Genomic DNA, 17,477 nt, shown 5'->3' on the forward strand with positions numbered 1-17,477 from the left:
CTTTTCTAACGCGCTTCCCAACCGAATCAAAGGCCGTGCGCGCTGATGATTCGCAACCCCCGAGGGATGCGATTCGGAGGTCATCTGCGCGGCGGCTTGCGCCAGATCTGGCCTGACAGCCAATCCGACAGCTGCGCCGACAGGGCGTCGCGATCCTCGTTCATGTCGCCCGAACTCTCCATCTCGGGGTGCTCGGCGCGGTGGCGGGCGCGGGTGATCTGGCTGATCCGCCAGGTCAGGCCCTCATCGGCCTCGCCCTGGATCTCGGATTCGGCGCGGGGCAGTTCGTGGCTCGTGGCGCGCGCCACCTCCAGCTTGTCCAGGAGGTCCAGCAGCATCACCGCGGCACTGTCGTCATCCTTCCGTTCGATGATGGCGGGCGTCAGGCCCAGATGGGCGTTGCGTCGCAGCGTTTCAAGGCCGCGCCGCCCGGCCGGGCTGTCGGTGCGCGTCAGCAGGTCATGCAGAAGCGCCGCCCGGTCCGGGTCGCGCGGCATCAGGCGCTCCAGCCGGCCCTCCAGCTGCGCCGTGACCGAGGGGCGCAGCGCGCAGATCAGCAACGCGGCCCCCTCCAGCAGGCCCTCGCCCTGGTCCGGCACGTTCAGCGAGATCGGAGGAATCGGCGCCCGCGGGGCCATCGAGGCCCCTTGGCGCCGGGCCTGGCCGCGCCCGGCCGCGCCCCCCCGCGGCGTCGTCTTGCGGCCGCCGCCGAACAGGTCCCACTGCTTGCGGCGGATCTCCTCGGCATAGAGCGCGCGGGTGCGTTCGTCGGTAATGCGCGCCACGGCCTCGGCCAGGCGGCGATCCAGGGCGGCCTTGCGTTCCGGGCTGTCGAAGACCTGGCCCTGGATCTCGCGCGCCCAGAGCAGGTCCAGCATCGGTCGCGCCTGATCCAGAAGCGCGCCCATCGCGCCCGGCCCCGAGGCCTTGATCAGGTCGTCCGGGTCCTGCCCCGAAGGCAGGATCACGAAGCGCAGCGCCTGTCCCGGCCCGATCAGCGGCAGCGCCAGGTCGATCAGCCGCTGCGCCGCACGTTGGCCCGCCGCATCGCCGTCCAGCGCGATCACCGGCTCGGGCGAGACGCGCCACATCAGGCGCAGCTGTTCCTCGGTGATGGCGGTGCCCAGGGGGGCGACGGCGCCCTCGAACCCGGCGCGGGCCAGGGCGATCACGTCCATATAGCCTTCGGCCACGACCAGGCGCTGGCCCTTGGCGACCGCGCTGCGGGCCGGCCCAAGGTTGTAGAGGTTACGCCCCTTGTCAAACAGCGGCGTCTCGGGGCTGTTGAGGTATTTCGCCCGCGCATTCGGGTCCATCGCCCGCCCGCCGAAACCGATGCAGCGCCCCTGCCCGTCGCGGATCGGAAAGATGATCCGCCCCCGGAACCGGTCATAGGCCGCGCCGCTGCCATCGGGGCGGGCGGACATGCCAGCCTCGACGATCTGCTCTTCGGGAAAGCCCTTGTCGCGCAGGGCGGCGGTCAGGGCGGTGCGGTGGTCGGGGGCGAAGCCGATCTCGAACCGCTCCAGCGCAGGGGCGTCCAGGCCGCGGCGGTCCAGATAGTCGCGGGCATCCGCCGCGGCGCCGGTCTGCAGCTGCAGGCGGAACCAGCGGCAGGCGGCCTCGGTCACCTCCAGCAGCCTGGTCCGCTTGTCGGTCTTTTCGCGGGCGCGGGGGTCGGGTTCGGGCATGGTCAGCCCGGCCTCGGCCGCCAGCAGCTTGACCGCCTCGATGAACTCCATCCCATCATGGTCGCGCAGAAACCCGATGGCGTCGCCCTTGGCCTGACAACCAAAGCAGTAGTAATATCCCTTCTGGTCGTCGCAGTGAAAGCTGGCGGATTTTTCCTGATGAAACGGGCATGGCGCCCACCAGTCGCCCCGCGCCTGGTTCGACTTGCGCAGATCCCATACGACCTTTTTGCCGATCACCCGGCTGATCGGGACGCGGTTGCGAATCTCGTCAAGGAAACCGGGGGGCAGGGACATGGGGGCGATTATCCGGCATGGCGCGCGGGGCGGCAAGGCGTCACGCGCCGACCGCCCCCCGCGCCAGGCCCCAATAGATCTGCGCGATGCGGGCCCGGTCCAGGCGGCCGCCCTCGCGATACCAGTTCGTGACCCCGGTAAGCATGGCGATGAGGGCCAGCGTGGTCAGTTTTGGGTCCTCGATCCGCATGACGCGGGCCTCGACCCCGTCGCGCAGGATCGATTCCAGCGCGGATTCGTAGCGGCCGCGCAACTCCGCAATGCGGGCGAAATTCTCGGGCGTCAGGTTGCGCAGCTCCATGTAGGACAGGAACACCGCATCGGGGCTGTCCAGGCTGAAGGCGATGTGAAAGCGCACGAACCGCTCCAGCCGGGCCAGCGGTCCGGCCTGCGGATCGTCGGACCAGGCGGCCAGCAGATCCTGCATGTGGCTTTCCAGAAGATCGGCCAGCAGGGCCTGCTTGTCGGGGATATAGGCATAGAGCGTACCCGCCTGGACCCCCACCTCGGCCGCGATCTGGCGCATCGAGACCGCGGCATAGCCTTGTCGCGCGAACAGGCGGCGGGCCTTGTCGCGGATCAGGGGGCCGGTGATCTCGGCGCGGGAACCGGTGGTGCGGGCCATGGCGTCTTCTAGCCCGCCGTCCCGCGCGATGGAAGGCGTTGCCGCGCCCTGGCGGCCCGCGTAACCTGCGCCGATGAAACACGCTCTATCCCTTGTCCTGACGCTGGCGGCCTGTGCCGAGGGCCAGGGCTATCCCGCCCTGCTGCCCACCGACCGCATCCTGGCGGAACCGGCCCTGCCCGCCCATGCCACCGCCGCGCGCACCGACCCCGCCCCGTTCCGGGCCGCGTCCAGCGCGCGGGCCGATGCGCTGCGGGCGCGGGCCGATGCGCTGCGCGGCCCGGTGGTCGACCCGGCGCTGCGCGAGCGCGCCGGGCGGTGATTGCCAGAGGCCTGCGCCGCTGGTAAGAAGTTCTGACCAGTTTGCGAAAGGCCCGGCCCATGGCTGTCATCACCTGCATCGACGACCTCAAGCGGATGCATCGCGCCCGCACGCCCCGCATGTTCTATGACTACGCGGAATCGGGCAGCTATACCGAACAGACCTTTCGCGAGAACACGAGTGATTTCGCGCGGATCAAGCTGCGCCAGAAGGTCGCCGTGGATATGTCCGACCGCCGCCTGGCGCGGCAGATGGTCGGCCTGCCGGTCAGCATGCCGGTGGCGCTGGCCCCGGTCGGCCTGACGGGCATGCAGCATGCCGACGGAGAGATCCACGCCGCCCGCGCGGCCGAGAAGTTCGGCGTGCCCTTCTGCCTGTCCACCATGTCGATCTGTTCGATCGAGGATGTGGCCGCCCACACCACCGCGCCCTTCATGTTCCAGCTGTACGTGATGAAGGACCAAGATTTCCTGGCCGCGATCATCGAACGGGCCAAGGCCGCGCGGTGCAGCGCGCTGGTCCTGACCCTGGACCTGCAGATCCTGGGCCAGCGGCACAAGGACCTGAAGAACGGGTTGTCCGCGCCGCCCAAGATGACCCTGCCCACCATGCTGGACCTGGCCACGCGTTGGCGGTGGGGCATGGGGATGCTGCGCACCAAACGGCGGTTCTTCGGCAATATCGTAGGCCATGCCAAAGGCGTCGGCGACACCTCCAGCCTGATGAGTTGGACGGCCGAGCAGTTCGACGAACGCCTGGACTGGGACAAGATCGCGGCGATCCGCGACATGTGGGGCGGCAAGCTGATCCTCAAGGGCATCCTGGACCCCGAGGATGCGCGCATCGCCGCCGATTTCGGGGCCGATGCCATCGTGGTCAGCAACCATGGCGGGCGGCAGCTGGACGGGGCGCTGTCCTCGATCCGCATGCTGCCGCATATCGTCAAGGCGGTGGGCGATCGGGTCGAGGTGCACATGGATGGCGGCATCCGCTCGGGTCAGGACGTGCTCAAGGCGCTGGCGATGGGGGCGCATGGGACGTGGATCGGGCGCGCGTGGCTGCACGGGCTGGGCGCGATGGGCGAGGCCGGGGTGACCCGCGCGCTGGAGATCATCCGCAAAGAGCTGGACACCAGCATGGCGCTGTGCGGCGAACGCGATCTGGACCGGATCGGGCCGCAGAACCTGCTGATCCCGCAGGGGTTTCTGGACGAATACGCGATCGCCTAGAACATCCGCGACAGCCAGCGGTGGCGCCGGCCCAGCAGGCTGGCGCCCCAGACCAGCAGAAAGGGCACCGCCACGCCCAACACCACCCCGGGCAGCGGATGCGCCACGCCCAGTTGCGGCAGGCCCTGCAGCACGATGACATGCATCACATAGATGCCCGCGGCCGCCCGCCCCAAGGGCAGGTCCGTCGAGGGCGCAGGCATCCGCAGGACCAGCGCGAACAACGCCGGGCACAGCAGCAAGTGGCCGACGGGGATCTCCAGCAGCGGCTCCTCTCCGATGCGGCGCAGCCACCAGATGTTCTCGGCCATGGTCAGGGCCAGCCCCGCCGCGACCGCTGCCCACAGCACCGCCACGGGCAGGCGCGGCGGATGCAGCGCCATCAGCCAGCCCATCGCCAGATAGGGATACAGATACAGCGGGCCGTTGCGGTAATGTTCGACCGGGATGTCGGCCTGCCCGGTCATGCGCAGATATTGCAGCGCCAGCCCCGCCCCGCCCAGCAGGACCGCCGACGCGATCACCGCGCCCCGCCCCATCGCCGCGCTGGCCGCCAGCAGGATGCCCGAGATCGCCAGCCCCTGCAGGAACCACAGATGCATGAAGCCAAGCGTCAGTTCCGTCGCGGTCAGGGCTATGGGCCGATTGGCGTAATAGAACCACAGGAACAGCAGATAGACCGCCGACCAGGCCGCATAGAGGACCAGCAGATGCCCCACCCAGTCCGACAGCCGCCCCCGGCGCAGGGTCGAGGCCAGGTAATACCCCGCGATCAGCGCAAAGACCGGCACCGCGACGCGCAGGATGCTGTTGCCCGCGGCCAGGCCCAGCAGGCCCGTATCGCCCGCGGCCCGCAGCGTCTCGCGGCCCAGCCCGGAATGGGCGACCACCACGAAGATCGCCAGGACCACCCGCAGGTAATCCACCGACATCAGCCGCGACTGCACCTTGTCCACCCTGCCCCCGACCTGTCCCCCGCCCGTGCGGGCAGCCCTGAGCGGGCATAGGGTGGCTGGGCGGCCCAAGTCAAACCGCCTCTGCGGGCCTGCGGCAGTTTCCCGCGCGCCGGGTGCCATTGACGCTTCACATCCGGGCGGGGTTGCGCTATGGGCACCGCTTGGCGCCACGCACCCTTGGAGGGTGGCGTCCTCAACACTGTTTAAGGATTAAAGCAATGGCCAAAGAGATTCCGAATCTGGTGGCCGAGGCACGCGCGGGGTCAGGCAAGGGGGCCGCCCGCCAAGCTCGCCGCGATGGCAAGGTGCCCGGTATCGTTTATGGTGACGGCAAGGAGCCGGTCTCCATCCAGTTCGACTTCAACAAGCTGCTGACCGCGCTGCGCGCCGGCCGCTTCAAGTCCACGCTGTGGAACCTGCAGGTCGAAGGCCAGGACGATGTCCGCGTCATCTGCCGCGGCGTCCAGCGCGACGTCGTCAAGGATCTGCCGATCCACATCGACTTCATGCGCCTGCGCCGCACGTCCAAGGTGAACCTGTTCATCCCGGTCGAGTTCATCAACGAGGACAAGTGCCCCGGCCTGCGCAAGGGCGGAACGCTTGTCACCGTGCGCGCCGAGGTCGAGCTGATGGTGACGGCGGGTGACATTCCCGACCACATCACCGTGGATCTGGAAGGCCGCGAAATCGGCGACACCATCCACATCAGCGACGTCAAGCTGCCCTCGGGCGCCAAGGCGACGATCGACCGCGACTTCGTCATCGCGAACCTGGCCGCCCCGTCGGCGCTGCGCGCCGAAGACGACGCCGCCGAAGACGATGCCGCCGAGGCGCCTGCCGAGGCCTGATCCCGCGCGGATCGGTCGCATGACCTTGGGGGCGGTGCCATCGGCGCCGCCCCTTTCCATTTCGCCACCGCCTTGCTAGCCCGGACCTCATGGAGACACGCATGGAACCCGTCCACATCATCGGCGCCGGCCTTGCCGGATCAGAGGCCGCCTGGCAGATCGCCCGCATGGGCGTCCCGGTCGTGCTGCACGAGATGCGCCCCCAGGTCGAAACATTCGCCCACAAGTCCGGCGACTGCGCCGAGATGGTCTGCTCCAACAGCTTCCGGTCAGACGATGACGTGATGAACGCGGTGGGCCAGCTGCATTGGGAAATGCGCGCGGCGGGCGGTCTGATCATGGAGATGGCGGGCCGCCACCGCCTGCCCGCGGGCGGCGCGCTGGCCGTGGACCGCGAGGCGTTTGCCGCCGCGGTCACCGCCGCGCTGCAGGCCGATCCGCTGATCACCATCGTTCCCGGAGAGATCACCGAGCTGCCCGATCACGGCAACTGGATCGTGGCCACGGGGCCCTTGACCTCGGACGCGCTGGCGGGGGCGATCCGTGGCGTGACGGGCACCGAGGCGCTGGCGTTCTTTGACGCCATCGCGCCCATCGTGCATGCCGACACGATCGACATGTCGGTCGCGTGGGAACAGTCCCGCTATGACAAGGGCGAGACGCTGGCCGAGCAGAAGGCCTATATCAACTGCCCGATGAACCGCGACGAATACGAGGCCTTCATCGACGCCCTGCTGGCCGCCGACAAGACCGAGTTCCACGAGGGCGAAACCGCGGGATACTTCGACGGCTGCCTGCCCATCGAGGTCATGGCAGAGCGTGGCCGCGAGACCCTGCGCCACGGCCCGATGAAGCCCGTGGGCCTGACCAACGCCCACAAGCCCGAGGAAAAGGCCTATGCCGTGGTCCAGCTGCGCCGCGACAATGCCTTGGGCACGCTGTACAATATCGTCGGATTCCAGACCAAGATGAAATACGGCGCACAGACGCAGGTGTTCCGGATGATTCCGGGCCTGCAGAATGCCAGCTTTGCCCGGCTTGGCGGCATCCATCGCAACAGCTTTCTGAACTCGCCCACGCTGCTGGACGACCGCATGCGCCTGCGCTTGCGGCCCAACCTGCGCTTTGCGGGCCAGGTCACCGGGGTCGAGGGCTATGTCGAAAGCGCCGCGATGGGGCTGCTGGCGGGCCGCATGGCCGCGGCCCAGGCCCTGGGGCGCGATCTGGCGCCGCCGCCTTTCACCACCGCGACCGGCGCGCTGATCCATCACATCACCGGCGGGGCCGAGGCCAAGACGTTCCAGCCGATGAACGTCAATTTCGGCCTGTTCCCGCCGCTGCCCGACACCCGGTCGGGGCGGCGCGGGCGCAAGGACCGCTATCCGGCCTATACGCAGCGGGCCAAAGACGACTACACCGCATGGCTGGCGGCCCAGTAACGCGGTTCGCGCCGTCGCCCACGGGGCTGCTGCATCTGGGGCATGCGTTCTCGGCGCTGACGGCGGCGGCGCATGGCGATTTTCACCTGCGGATCGAGGATATCGACCGCGACCGCTGCCGCCCGGAATACGAGGCCGCGATCTTCGAGGACCTTGCCTGGCTGGGGCTGACCTGGCCGCAGCCGGTGATGCGACAGTCGGACCGGATGCCCGCCTATCGGCGCGCGTTGACGCGGCTGGCGCCGCTGACCTATCCCTGCCGCTGCCGCCGGGGCGACATCCGCGCCGCCCTGTCCGCCCCGCAGGAGGGCGCCCTGCCCGCCGGGCCCGACGGGGTGATCTATCCCGGCACCTGCCGCCATCGCAGCCACGCCGATGCCGGACCCGACGACGTGATCCGGCTGGACGTCGCCCGCGCCTTCGACGCGCTTGGGCTGGACCGCATCGGCTTTGCCGATCAGGGCGTCGACCACATCCTGACCCGGCAGCAGTTCCTGGACGGCATCGGCGACGTGATCCTGTCGCGGCGCGGCATGGGCACCTCCTATCATCTGGCGGTCGTGGTGGATGATGCGGCGCAGGGCATCACGCTGGTCACGCGCGGGCAGGACCTGTTCTCGTCCACGCATATCCATGTGCTGCTGCAGCGCCTGCTGGACCTGCCCAGGCCCGCCTATCTGCACCACCGCCTGATCCGCGACACGGCGGGGCGGCGGCTGGCCAAGCGCGACGACGCCCGCGCCATCCGCCAGTACCGGACCGAGGGCGCGACCCCCGCCGATATCCGACGCCTGGTCGGGCTTTAGGTCATAGGTTCGGTCAGAACGACCTCGGCCCCGTCGCGAATGCCGGTGTAAAAGCAGCTGCGTCGGTTGGTGTGGCAGGCGGGCCCGGTCTGATCGACCAGCACCAGCAGGCAGTCGCGGTCGCAATCGACCCGCATCTCGACCAGCTGCTGCACGTGGCCCGAGCTTTCGCCCTTGATCCAGAACGACGCCCGCGACCGCGACCAATAGGTCACGCGCCCGGTCGACAGCGTCCGCGCGACGGCATCGGCATTCATCCAGGCCATCATCAGCACCTCGCCCGATGCGGCATCCTGCGCAATGGCGGGGATCAGCCCGGCCGCGTCATATTTAAGGCTGGTGGGATCGAACATCGGGTTTCCTTTCGGCATGGCCGTCCCTATCTAACCCCCGACCCGCGCTGGCGAAACCCCAAGGATCACGGATGGCCGAGACCGACCTCATGCAGCTCTACTCGCGGCGCATCCTGGCGCTGACGACCGCGATCCCTCATCAGGGCCGGCTGGAAGGTGCGCAGGCCAGCGTCCAGCGTCGCTCTCCGCAATGCGGATCGTCGGTGACGGTGCATCTGTCGGTGGCCGATGGCCGCATCAGCGATTTCGCGCAGGAGGTGCGGGCCTGCGCCCTGGGACAGGCCTCAGCCTCGGTTCTGGGGCAGGCGGTGATCGGCATGGACCGGGCGGGCATCAGCCAGGCCCGCGACCAGCTGCGCGCCATGCTGACCCAGGACGCCCCCGCCCCCGCCGCGCCCTTTGCCGATCTCGAGGCGCTGATTCCCGCGCGCGCCTATCCGAACCGCCACGCCTCGATCCTGCTGGCTTGGGAGGCGACGCTGGACGCCATGGACCAGGCGGCGGCATGAAAAAGACCGGCCCCTTGCAGGGCCGGTCAGGTGCGCGTTCCTGGGAACGGTGACCCACAGGCGGGGGTCACCATGGCAACGCGGGGCAGTCGGTCAGACCTGCAGGATGGCGGGCAGCCACAGCAGGACAATGGTGGTCAGGCTGAGCGCGGCGGCACCGAGCAGGTCAATGGCGGTATCACGGGTCATGGGCGGCAACTCCTCTCTGTTGCTGCTTTGTTCTCATGTTCTGACGATTCGGTAAAGAACTTTTTAAGAACATTCTGCTTGGTCAGCCTACCTGGATCAATCGAATCGCCTGATCCTGCTGCATCAGCCACATCAGCAGCCGCAGCGCCTGCCCGCGCGGGGTCTCCAGCACCGGGTCGCGTTCCAACAGCGCGCGTGCATCCTGACGCGCCACGGCCATCAGCCCGGACTGATGTTCCAGATCCGCAATGCGGAACCGCGGCAGGCCCGATTGCGCGGTGCCGATGACGTCGCCCGCGCCGCGCATCTCAAGGTCGACCTCGGCGATGCGGAACCCGTCCTCGGTGTCGCGCAGGGTGGTCAGGCGGCGGGCGCCAGTTTCGTTCAGCGGGCCGTGATACATCAACAGACAAGTCGAGGCCCCCGAGCCCCGCCCCACCCGCCCCCGCAGCTGGTGCAGCTGCGCCAGGCCAAAGCTTTCGGCGCGTTCGATCACCATGATCGTGGCCTGCGGCACGTCCACGCCGACCTCGATCACCGTGGTCGCGACCAGCAGCTGCGCGGTGCCATCGGCGAAATCGGCCATCGCCGCGTCGCGCTGTTCGGGGGGCATCTGGCCGTGGATCAGCCGCACCCTGTCGCCAAAGATCGCGCGCAGATGCGTGAAGCGCGCCTCGGCCGCGGTCAGGTCGGTGATCTCGCTCTCCTCAACCAAAGGGCAGACCCAATAGGCGCGGGCGCCCTGCGCCATCGCCGCGCGCAGGCGTTCGGTCACCTGTTCCAGCCGCGTGTCCGCGATCATCACCGTGGTGATGGGCTGGCGTCCGGGCGGCTTTTCGTCCAGCACCGACAGGTCCAGATCGCCGTATTGCGACAAAGCCAGCGACCGCGGGATGGGTGTCGCGGTCATGATCAGCATGTCGGGCGGCACGTCGCCCTTGGCCGACAGCTCCAGCCGCTGCGCCACGCCGAACCGGTGCTGTTCGTCGATGATCGCCAGCCGCAGGTCGTGGAAGGTGACATCCTTCTGGAACACCGCATGGGTGCCGACCAGGATGTCGATGGTGCCGTCTGCCAGATCCGTCAGGATCTGACCGCGCAGGTCGCGCTTGTCGCGCCCGGTCAGCGCGGCCAGCCGCACGCCCGCCGCCCGCGCCAGCGGTTCCAGCGCGCGGGCATGCTGGCGGGCCAGGATCTCGGTCGGCGCCATCAGCACGGCCTGGCCCCCGGCCTCGACCGCGACCAGCGCGGCCATCAGCGCGACCAGCGTCTTGCCCGCCCCGACATCGCCCTGCAGCAGGCGGTTCATGCGGCGGTCGCTGGCCATGTCTTCGGCGATCTCGCGCACCGCGCGGGCCTGCGCGCCCGTCGGCGGCCAGGGCAGGCTGTCCAGCACCCGCGCGCGCAGGGCGCCGTCGCCGGCGCTGGCCCGCCCCTTCAGCCGCCGCCGGTCGCGACGCACCAGCGCCAACGTCATCTGATGCGCCAGGAATTCGTCATAGGCCAGCCGCGCCCGCGCCGGGCTGTCGGGCGACAGCGCGCCGGGCGATTGCGGCGCATGCGCCTGATCCAGCGCATCCGCGAATGACGGCCAGCCACGCTGCGCGATCAACTGCGGGTCGATCCATTCGTCAACCTCGGGCAGGCGGGTCAGCGCTGCATCGACAGCCTTGGCCATGCCTTTCTGCGTCAGCCCTGCCGACAGCGGATAGACGGGCTCAAAGCTGGGCGGCAGCGCCTCGTCCTCGGCCAGGATATGATCGGGGTGGACCATCTGCGCCAGCCCGTCGAACAGCTCCAGCTTGCCGCTGATGACGCGGCGTGCGCCCACGGGCAGCTGGCTTTCGATCCAATTGTCGCGCGGGCGAAAGAACACCAGCGTCAGATCACCCTCGCCGTCGGTGCAATGGACGCGGAACGGGCGGCCGCGGACCTGGGGCGGGTGATGGCGCGTCACGGTGACGGTGATGGTCACGATCTCGGGCGCGCGGGCGTCGGCGATGCGGGCGATGCGGCGACGGGTGATCCCGCTGGCGGGCAGCGTCAGGATCAGGTCGCGCGGCTTGTCGATGCCCATCTGTTCCAGCGCGGCGCGGCCCTTGGGGCCGATGCCGGGCAGCGTGTCGATGCCCGCGAACAGCGGGAACAGCGCGGGCGGGCGACCCTTGGGAGCGGTCATCCGGCCCCCGCGATGCGCAGCCATTCGTCCTCGTCAATGACGGTGACGCCCAAGGCCTCGGCCTTGGCGGCCTTGGACCCGGCGCCGGGGCCCGCGATCAGCAGATCGGTCTTGGCGCTGACCGAGCCTGCGACCTTGGCGCCCATCGCCTCGGCCCGCGCCTTGGCCTCGGCCCGGGTCATGCGCTCAAGCGTGCCGGTAAAGACCAGCGTCTTGCCCGAGACCTCGGTCTGGACGGCATGCGGGTTGTCGGCGGGCCGGATGTCCAGGAGCGCCGCCAGACGGTCGATGCTGGCACGTTCGGTGGGCTGTGCAAAGGTCGTGACCAGCGAGTTGACCAGCACGGCGCCGATCCCGTCGATGCCGGTCAACTCGGCCCAATGCGGGCTGTCCGGCAGAGTGGCCCGCCGCGTCTTGTCGTCGGGCGCGGCAAAGGCGGGTTCCGACGCGGCCCCGTCGATGGCCGCGACCAGCGCGGGCCAGTCGCCGAAATGGCGGGCCAGCGTGACAGACGCGACCTCGCCCACATGACGGATGCCAAGCGCAAAGATCAACCGTGCCAAGGGGATGGCGCGCCGATCCTTGATCGCGGCGAACAGCTTTTCGGCGGAACGTTCGCCGAAACCGTCGCGGTTCTTCAGCTTGGTGAAATTACCCGCATCGCGCGTGGCGAGGGTGAAGATGTCGGCGGGTTCTCGGATAGGCAGCTGGTCGTCGGCAAAGAACATCTCGATCTGCTTGGTGCCCAGACCGTCGATATCGAAGGCAGCGCGGCTGACGAAATGCTTCAGCTTTTCGACCGCCTGCGCCGGGCAGATCAGGCCCCCGGTGCAGCGGCGCACGCTGTCGCCGGGTTCGCGGATCGCGTCCGAGCCGCATTCCGGACACTGCGCCGGAAAGGCATAGGGCACGCTGTCCGCCGACCGGCGGGCCAAATCGACATCAGCGATCTTGGGGATCACGTCGCCCGCGCGATAGACCTGGACCCAATCCCCCTCGCGGATGTCGCGGCCCTCGCGGATCGGCGCGCCGGTATTGTCGCGCCCGGCGATGTAATCCTCGTTGTGCAGGGTGGCGTTCGAGACGACGACCCCGCCCACGGTCACCGGCTCCAGCCGCGCCACCGGGGACAGCGCGCCGGTGCGGCCCACCTGGATCTCGATCCGGTCAAGGCGGGTCCAGGCGGTCTCGGCCGGGAACTTGTGCGCCAGCGCCCATCGCGGCGTGGTCGAGCGGAACCCCAGGCGCCGCTGGAACTCCAGGTCGTTGACCTTGTAGACGACGCCGTCGATGTCATAGCCCAGTGTCGCGCGCTGCTGCTCGATCACGGTCCATGTGTCGATCATCTGCGCCGTATTGTGACACAGGCGGGTCAGCGGATTGGTGCTGAACCCCAGCTCGGCCAGCCGCGCCACGGACCCGGCCTGCGTCGCCGCCAGCGGCGCGCTCAGCTGTCCCCAGCCATAGGCAAAGAACCGCAGCGGACGGCGGGCGGTCACGCCCGGGTCGATCTGGCGCAGCGAACCGGCGGCGGCATTGCGTGGATTGGCGAACACCTTGGCCCCGTCCGCGGCATTCAGCGCCGCAAAATCGTCGTGGCTCATATAGACCTCGCCCCGGACCTCCAGAATGGAGGGCGCGGCGGCGGGCAGCTGCTGCGGAATATCCGCGATGGTCCGCGCATTCGCGGTCACGTTCTCGCCCACCGCCCCGTCGCCGCGCGTCGCGGCCTGCACCAGCACGCCATCCTCGTATCGCAGGGACAGCGACAGCCCGTCGATCTTGGGTTCGGCGGTCATCTCCAGAGGGTGATCGTCGGACAGACCCAGAAAACTGCGGATGCGAGCCGTGAAATCCTCCACATCGCCTCGGCTGAAGGCATTGCCCAACGACATCATGCGCTGCGCGTGCACCACCTTGCCGAACCCCTCGGCCGGGGCCGCGCCCACCTGCCCGGTCGGGCTGTCGGCGGGGGCAAGGTCGGGAAAGGCCGCCTCCAGCGCGGCGAGGCGGGCCTTCATCGCGTCGTAATCGGCGTCGCTGATCCTGGGGGCGTCGCGGCCGTGATAATCGTCATTGGCCTCTGCGACGCGGGCGGCCAGATCCGCGATCTCGTCCGCGGCCTGGTCCCGGCTCAGTTCCGCGATCGGCTGCCTGCCCGACATGTTCTGCGACATCCCTGCCCCCATCGTCCTGTCCGGTCGGAACGTCCGACCGTGTCAGATGCGGGTATCGCCCAAGGGCGCGCGATCGTCCAGAAGCCGCATGACCGGCAGCCCCGTTCCCGCCTCAGGCGCCGATGGCCAGACGTTCCTCATTGCCGGGGCCGGGATCGCGCAGGACATAGCCACGGCCCCAGACCGTCTCGATATGGCTTTCGCCGCCAAGGGCCTCGGACAGTTTCTTGCGCAGCTTGCAGATGAAGACGTCGATGATCTTCAGCTCGGGCTCGTCCATGCCGCCATAGAGGTGGTTCAGGAACATCTCCTTGGTCAGAGTCGTGCCCTTGCGCAGGCTAAGCAGCTCCAGGATCTGGTATTCCTTGCCGGTCAGGTTCACCGGCTTGCCCTTAACCTCGACCGAACGGGCGTCCAGGTTCACCGTGATCTCTCCGGTGCGGATCAGGGCCTGGCTGTGCCCTTTCGAGCGTCGGATGATGGCCTGGATGCGGGCCTGCAGCTCCTCGCGGTTGAAGGGCTTGGTCATGTAGTCGTCGGCGCCGAAGCCAAAGCCGCGCAGCTTGCTCTCGGTATCGTCGGAACCGGTCAGGATCAGGATCGGCGTGTCGATGCGCGCCAGGCGCAGATGGCGCAGGACCTCCATCCCGTGCATGTCCGGCAGATCCAGATCCAGCAGGATCAGATCATAGTCGTACAGCTTGGCCAGATCGATCCCCTCCTCTCCCATGTCGGTCAGGAACACGTTGTAGCTGGCTGCCGTTAGCATCAATTCGATCGCACGCGCGGTGCTGGGATCGTCTTCTACCAAAAGGATTCGCATGGCTTGATCTTTCCCCGATTCGCCAAAGGTCATGTCACGACAATCTCTCGGACAGGTTAATATGTCGTTACCGGTCGACCCATCTTGGCGGACGCAACCTATGGTTGTCTATACTTTTGTAACGCCGTCACCTTCAAGGCCGCTTTGCCATGGCGGGCCACGGCCATGCACCAGCTGTCGAATTCCTCCTCCGACAGGCCATAGCGGCGCAGGGCATCATCGCGGGTGATCAGGCCATGCGAGACCGCCAGAACCACCGTCTGCTTGCGGCTGGCCACCCACCGCGTGTCGGCCAGCGGCAGATCCGCGACGCTGAGAATGCGCCCGTCTTCCAGGGTCACGATCCGCGGGCCAGTGGTCTTTTTCACGAACATTGCAGGGTCCTTCCGTCGCGTCCTGCAGTTCTGGCGCCAAAGCCCTTAAAACGGCGTTAGCCTTGGGGGGATTTCCGCCGCTGTCGGGGTTGAGAATGGGCCGAATTTGCCTATATTTTGAGGCAAATCCCTCTGTCGCCCGCAAGCCTTGCCCATCGGGCCGAAAGTTCACCCATGACCCTGACCGCCGCCACGCGCACCGATGCGCGCCCAACCGAATTGAACAGCCTGGGCTTTGCCAAGCCGCCCGCACAGACGCGGGTGGTCGTGGCGATGTCGGGCGGCGTGGACAGTTCGGTCGTCGCAGCCCAGCTGAAATCCGAGGGTTACGATGTCATTGGGGTGACGCTGCAGCTGTATGACCACGGCGCGGCGCTGGCCAAGAAGGGCGCCTGCTGCGCGGGCCAGGACATCCACGACGCCCGCCGCGTGGCCGAGCGCATGGGCTTTCCCCATTACGTCCTGGATTACGAGAACAAGTTCCGCGAATCCGTGATCGACGAATTCGCCGACGCCTATCTGGCCGGCGCGACGCCCGTGCCCTGCATCCGCTGCAACGAGCGCGTCAAGTTCCGCGACCTGCTGGAGACCGCGCGCGATCTGGACGCCGATTGCATGGCGACCGGCCACTATATCCAGCGCAAGGACGGCCCCCTGCGGGCCGAGCTGCACATGGCGGCCGATCCGAATCGCGACCAGAGCTATTTCCTGTTCTCGACCACGCAGCAGCAGCTGGACTTCCTGCGCTTTCCCCTGGGGCACCTGGTCAGCAAGGCCGAGACGCGCGCCCTGGCCGCCGAATACGGCCTGTCGGTCGCGGACAAGCCCGACAGCCAGGACATTTGCTTTGTCCCCAACGGCGATTATGCCGCCGTCATCGAAAAGCTGCGCCCCGGCGCCGCCGACCCCGGCGATATCGTCGACCGCGAGGGCACCGTGCTGGGGCGGCATCGCGGCGTCATCCACTATACGATCGGACAGCGCCGGGGCCTGGGCATCGGCGGCGGAGAGCCGCTCTATGTGCTGCGGCTGGAGCCCGAGACGCGCCGCGTCGTCGTGGGCCCCCGCGAGGCGCTCTCCACCCGCACCGTCGCCGTGACCGAGGTGAACTGGCTGGGCGACCAGCCCTTCGAGGGCGAGATCCCCTGCCTGGTCCGCATCCGCTCGACCCGCCCGCCGCGCCCGGCTATCCTGCGCCCCCTGCCCGGCCGCCGCGCCGAGGTCGAGCTGCTGGACCCCGAGGACGGCGTCAGCCCTGGTCAGGCCTGCGTGTTCTATGAGACCGAAGGCACGCGCGTGCTGGGCGGCGGCTGGATCAGCCTGCGTCGGCGGCCAGCAGCCTGATCCGTTCGATCATCGCGCGCAGCCCGTTCGACCGCTGCGCCGACAGATGCTCGTCCAGACCAAGCCGCGCCAGAGCAGCCTGCGCATCGATCTGCCCCACCTGATCGACCGGCACGCCCGCATACAGGGCATGCAGCACCGCGATCAGCCCGCGCACGATCAGCGCGTCGCTGTCGCCTTGGAAATCGAAACGGCGGCCCTCGATCCGGGGCAGGATCCAGACCTGGCTGGCGCAACCATCGACCTTGGTGGCGGGAACCTGGACGGCGGGGTCCATGGGCGGCATCGCCTTGCCCAGTTCGATGACGTGGCGATAACGCTCTTCCCAGTCATCCAGAAAGTCGAAGGTTTCGGCGATGTCCTCGAAGGCGGGGGTGGCCATGGGTCTCTCCTGATATCCGGCGTCATGGCCTAACGCGGCGCGGCGGTCAGGTCAAAGAGGCTTTTCCGCGCGCCCCGGATCGCCTATCACGGGGCAGGACCGCCGAAGGGATGCACCATGACCAGACTGACCCTGCCGCTGCTGATCGTCGCCCTGACCGCGTCGGGCTGCGGGCGCTTCGGGGACAGCGGCTGGAACCCCCTCGGATGGGGTCCCGGCACCGCCACGCCCCAGACCCTAGCGCCGGAGGGGGGCTATCCGCAGGTCCGTGATCCCCGCCCCACCGTGCCGCAGATCCTGGATGCCGGGTGGCAGCGGCTGGCCGACGGACGGCTTCTGGTGCTGCGCGGGTTCGGTCCGGTCAAGGGCTATCATTCCGCCGCGCTGGTTCCTGCGGTGGCGCGCCCCGGCGATCCGCTGCAACCCGACGCGGACGGCGTCCTGCGCCTGCGCTTCGTGGCTGTCCCCCCGGCTGCGGATGCCACGACCGCCCGCCTGCCCGCGAACCCCGTCATCGACAGCATCACGGTCGCGGTTCCGATGAGCTTCCTGCGCCTGTCCCGCCTGACCGCGATCGAGATCGAAGGCGGCGACCGCGTGATCACGCTACGCCGCTAAGGGGTTTGCACCCCCTCAAGCGCTGCGCCAGCCGAACGCGTCGGAGGCGTGGCAGGGCATTGTTGCAGAAGTCTGCGGCTTAAGGAATAATTTCGCGATTGCATCCGATTAGACGAATGGCATGACCATGTTGCACCCACCACGAGACCGCACCGCGAACTGGCCAGCGTATAGCCGCGCTGACATTGCCCCTACCTTTTATCCAGTTTGAGGTAGGCTGGACTTGCCCGGCTTTGGTGGAGAGCGTTTAGCTCAGTTCCCGGGCCTTTCGCTCGAAGGCGATGGGGCTCTTGAAGCCGAGCGATGAATGCCGCCT

At 68.3% G+C, this 17,477-nt stretch carries 17 protein-coding genes; 8 read left to right on the forward strand and 9 right to left on the reverse strand.

The window, feature by feature from the left end; translation table 11 throughout:
- Positions 1 to 80: 80 nt before the first annotated feature.
- Positions 81 to 1,988: a DNA primase gene (gene dnaG, locus ABS73_RS09130; protein ID WP_277019803.1), complete on the reverse strand. Its 1,908-nt coding sequence runs from the start codon at positions 1,986 to 1,988 to the stop codon at positions 81 to 83.
- A 40-nt stretch (positions 1,989 to 2,028) separates the two neighbouring features.
- Complete coding sequence (locus tag ABS73_RS09135) at positions 2,029 to 2,613, reverse strand: TetR/AcrR family transcriptional regulator (protein WP_277019805.1); 585 nt, start codon at positions 2,611 to 2,613, stop codon at positions 2,029 to 2,031.
- A 73-nt stretch (positions 2,614 to 2,686) separates the two neighbouring features.
- Between ABS73_RS09135 and ABS73_RS09140 the strand changes: the two genes are divergently transcribed.
- A complete protein-coding gene (locus tag ABS73_RS09140; RefSeq protein ID WP_277019807.1) occupies positions 2,687 to 2,935 on the forward strand; it encodes a hypothetical protein in 249 nt (82 codons plus the stop codon).
- Between the two features lie 59 nt (positions 2,936 to 2,994).
- Positions 2,995 to 4,164 carry an alpha-hydroxy acid oxidase gene (locus tag ABS73_RS09145; protein WP_277019808.1) on the forward strand — a complete coding sequence of 390 codons (1,170 nt, stop codon included), beginning with the start codon at positions 2,995 to 2,997 and terminating at the stop codon, positions 4,162 to 4,164.
- On the opposite strand, the gene ABS73_RS09150 is transcribed toward ABS73_RS09145, so the two are convergent.
- Positions 4,161 to 5,120 (reverse strand): acyltransferase family protein, encoded by a 960-nt coding sequence (locus ABS73_RS09150; RefSeq protein WP_277019810.1) that lies wholly within the window; start codon positions 5,118 to 5,120, stop codon positions 4,161 to 4,163. The genes ABS73_RS09145 and ABS73_RS09150 overlap by 4 nt on opposite strands.
- A 218-nt stretch (positions 5,121 to 5,338) precedes the next feature.
- Here ABS73_RS09150 and ABS73_RS09155 point away from each other — a divergent pair, with 218 nt between their 5' ends.
- The 3 genes from ABS73_RS09155 (at position 5,339) to gluQRS (ending at position 8,213) form a co-directional block, all read left to right on the forward strand.
- A complete protein-coding gene (locus ABS73_RS09155; RefSeq protein ID WP_277019812.1) occupies positions 5,339 to 5,968 on the forward strand; it encodes a 50S ribosomal protein L25/general stress protein Ctc in 630 nt (209 codons plus the stop codon).
- A gap of 101 nt (positions 5,969 to 6,069) precedes the next feature.
- A complete protein-coding gene (gene trmFO / locus ABS73_RS09160; RefSeq protein WP_277019832.1) occupies positions 6,070 to 7,407 on the forward strand; it encodes a methylenetetrahydrofolate--tRNA-(uracil(54)-C(5))-methyltransferase (FADH(2)-oxidizing) TrmFO in 1,338 nt (445 codons plus the stop codon).
- Positions 7,389 to 8,213 carry a tRNA glutamyl-Q(34) synthetase GluQRS gene (gene gluQRS / locus ABS73_RS09165; protein ID WP_277019814.1) on the forward strand — a complete coding sequence of 275 codons (825 nt, stop codon included), beginning with the start codon at positions 7,389 to 7,391 and terminating at the stop codon, positions 8,211 to 8,213. The genes trmFO and gluQRS overlap by 19 nt, the downstream gene beginning before the upstream one ends.
- Here gluQRS and hisI read toward each other — a convergent pair.
- Positions 8,210 to 8,566: a phosphoribosyl-AMP cyclohydrolase gene (gene hisI / locus ABS73_RS09170; protein ID WP_277019816.1), complete on the reverse strand. Its 357-nt coding sequence runs from the start codon at positions 8,564 to 8,566 to the stop codon at positions 8,210 to 8,212. The two genes, gluQRS and hisI, sit on opposite strands and share 4 nt — an antisense overlap.
- A 71-nt stretch (positions 8,567 to 8,637) precedes the next feature.
- On the opposite strand from hisI, the gene ABS73_RS09175 reads away from it, so the two are divergent.
- Complete coding sequence (locus ABS73_RS09175) at positions 8,638 to 9,075, forward strand: iron-sulfur cluster assembly scaffold protein (RefSeq protein ID WP_277019818.1); 438 nt, start codon at positions 8,638 to 8,640, stop codon at positions 9,073 to 9,075.
- 271 nt (positions 9,076 to 9,346) lie between these two features.
- On the opposite strand, the gene recG is transcribed toward ABS73_RS09175, so the two are convergent.
- The 4 genes from recG to sciP all read right to left on the reverse strand — a co-directional run bounded on the left by recG (position 9,347) and on the right by sciP (position 14,817).
- Positions 9,347 to 11,443, reverse strand: coding sequence for an ATP-dependent DNA helicase RecG (gene recG, locus ABS73_RS09180; protein ID WP_277019820.1), 2,097 nt, complete (start codon positions 11,441 to 11,443; stop codon positions 9,347 to 9,349).
- Complete coding sequence (gene ligA, locus ABS73_RS09185; RefSeq protein WP_277019822.1) at positions 11,440 to 13,620, reverse strand: NAD-dependent DNA ligase LigA; 2,181 nt, start codon at positions 13,618 to 13,620, stop codon at positions 11,440 to 11,442. The genes recG and ligA overlap by 4 nt, the downstream gene beginning before the upstream one ends.
- Positions 13,621 to 13,732: 112 nt before the next feature.
- On the reverse strand, positions 13,733 to 14,443 hold the full coding sequence (gene ctrA, locus ABS73_RS09190) for a response regulator transcription factor CtrA (RefSeq protein WP_136857851.1): 711 nt from the start codon (positions 14,441 to 14,443) through the stop codon (positions 13,733 to 13,735).
- Between the two features lie 98 nt (positions 14,444 to 14,541).
- Positions 14,542 to 14,817, reverse strand: a complete 276-nt coding sequence (gene sciP, locus ABS73_RS09195; protein ID WP_136857852.1) for a CtrA inhibitor SciP — start codon at positions 14,815 to 14,817, stop codon at positions 14,542 to 14,544.
- Positions 14,818 to 14,991: 174 nt separating this feature from the next.
- Between sciP and mnmA the strand changes: the two genes are divergently transcribed.
- Positions 14,992 to 16,161 (forward strand): tRNA 2-thiouridine(34) synthase MnmA, encoded by a 1,170-nt coding sequence (gene mnmA, locus ABS73_RS09200; RefSeq protein WP_277019824.1) that lies wholly within the window; start codon positions 14,992 to 14,994, stop codon positions 16,159 to 16,161.
- Here the strand turns inward: mnmA and ABS73_RS09205 are convergent.
- A complete protein-coding gene (locus ABS73_RS09205) occupies positions 16,133 to 16,543 on the reverse strand; it encodes a SufE family protein (RefSeq protein WP_277019826.1) in 411 nt (136 codons plus the stop codon). The two genes, mnmA and ABS73_RS09205, sit on opposite strands and share 29 nt — an antisense overlap.
- A gap of 117 nt (positions 16,544 to 16,660) precedes the next feature.
- Here ABS73_RS09205 and ABS73_RS09210 point away from each other — a divergent pair, with 117 nt between their 5' ends.
- Positions 16,661 to 17,161, forward strand: coding sequence for a hypothetical protein (locus ABS73_RS09210; RefSeq protein WP_277019828.1), 501 nt, complete (start codon positions 16,661 to 16,663; stop codon positions 17,159 to 17,161).
- Positions 17,162 to 17,477: the final 316 nt, after the last annotated feature.

Origin of the sequence: Paracoccus sp. SCN 68-21 (assembly GCF_001724535.1) — a bacterium.
In the GTDB taxonomy this organism is placed as follows: Bacteria; Pseudomonadota; Alphaproteobacteria; order Rhodobacterales; family Rhodobacteraceae; genus Paracoccus; species Paracoccus hibiscisoli.